Origin of the sequence: Bacillus yapensis (assembly GCF_005280205.1) — a bacterium.
In the GTDB taxonomy this organism is placed as follows: domain Bacteria; phylum Bacillota; class Bacilli; order Bacillales; family Cytobacillaceae; genus Robertmurraya; species Robertmurraya yapensis.
On sequence record NZ_SUND01000048.1, the window covers coordinates 1 to 1,441 of the forward strand.

The 1,441-nt window shown below is 43.2% G+C and carries 2 protein-coding genes and 1 pseudogene; all 3 read right to left on the bottom strand.

What is annotated here, in order from left to right; translation table 11 throughout:
* Positions 1 to 115 precede the first annotated feature (115 nt).
* Positions 116 to 352: a DUF5348 domain-containing protein gene (locus FAR12_RS23150; RefSeq protein WP_126411085.1), complete on the bottom strand. Its 237-nt coding sequence runs from the start codon at positions 350 to 352 to the stop codon at positions 116 to 118.
* Positions 349 to 1,149 carry an ExeA family protein gene (locus FAR12_RS23155; protein WP_126411086.1) on the bottom strand — a complete coding sequence of 267 codons (801 nt, stop codon included), beginning with the start codon at positions 1,147 to 1,149 and terminating at the stop codon, positions 349 to 351. The genes FAR12_RS23150 and FAR12_RS23155 overlap by 4 nt, the downstream gene beginning before the upstream one ends.
* Positions 1,142 to 1,441 (bottom strand): annotated as a pseudogene (locus FAR12_RS23160) (transposase); the annotation flags it as partial. The pseudogene FAR12_RS23160 and the gene FAR12_RS23155, both read right to left, overlap by 8 nt.

Below are 1,441 nucleotides of genomic sequence, written 5' to 3' on the forward strand. Positions count from 1 at the left end.
TGTTATTGACGCCTTTTAATGGCAAGAAATTGACGGAGTTAATTGTCAATAATCTGACGGAAATATTGGCCAAAACAAGGGGGAAGCCCGTAACCTGCTAAAGCCTCCCCTTAAACTAAATATCAACCTGATAGGTTTCGTTTGGTTTTAAATTAAATCTTACTTCATTCATACCAACGATAACGTACCACTCCATACCAAGTTCCATGCGACACGAAAGCTTTCTTCCATATCCAAGGTGAAGTTCGAACCAATCTCCACAACGCACCTTGTAACCCGCATTATCTCCCCAGAAAACCACCCAACAATCAAGCTCTTCATTATATTTCATTTCTCTCCATCGGCTTTTCATAACAGTTCCCCCTGAATGACTTGCTTAATCATATGGTCATCGATTATTCGACGCCCATTTTGCGCCCCATACAGAAGACTGTGAGTACAAACCTTGTTTATTAGCCTGGCTGCTCCTCCGGAAAAATGGTGAATCTCATCCAATGCTCCATCGGAAAATATCTGTTGATCCACCCCTGCATATTGAAGATGCCTTTCCACATATTCCCCAACCTGCGCACGGTCATAATACCCCAGTTTAAATTGAATATCTATTCTCTGCCGTATTGCCGCAAATGATTGAAGACGTAAACGATCCCATAATTCACTTTGGCCCACCAGAATGAGAGCCATTGGGCTTTGGGCGTCCATCTTAAAATTCAGTAGAAATCTCACTTCCTCAAGCATCTCACGGTCCAAAAGATGCCCTTCGTCCACTACACACACAGGCTGAACACCCCGGATTCCTCTCATTAGCTCAATCTCCCGATGAAGTTGCCGTTTAGCGTCACCTCTATAAAACTTTGCCTCTGAACCTAATTGTTCCAATAACCCTTTATAAAAATGCCTTGGTGTCAATTTTGAATCAGATAAATATAGAACTTGGAATTTGGCATTATCAAGCCGATTTACAAACTTTCGAATAGTGGTGGTTTTCCCTGTTCCACAATCACCGGTTAAAACCGCAAACAATTGCTTATCGGCTGTATACTTAAGCCGGCCTAGGATTTCCTGCATCATAGAAGAATCATAAAGCTTATCAGCCGGAATATCCCGAGAAAAAGGGGTATGTTTCATCCCATAAAATCCTTCAAACATTTTCTCCATCCTCCTTCCAAACCGTACGGAAGGAAACAGCTGGTTTCTGTTCCATCTGGCGCTCCTGATATTTCTTTTCCGCAGCTTTCAGTAATCTAGAAGAATCGGCTTCTTGTTTCTGAAGATGTGAAGGAAGTTCTGGACGCCTTCCTGCTCTTTCACCAATCACAAGCTTTCGGGCTCTCCACGGGGAGTATCCCTCATACTCAACCGTCAGTTCCTCCAGATCCGAAGGATCATATACAACGTCTACCTGGCGGCCAATAAAGGAAAGCCCCACCTCATATTTTTG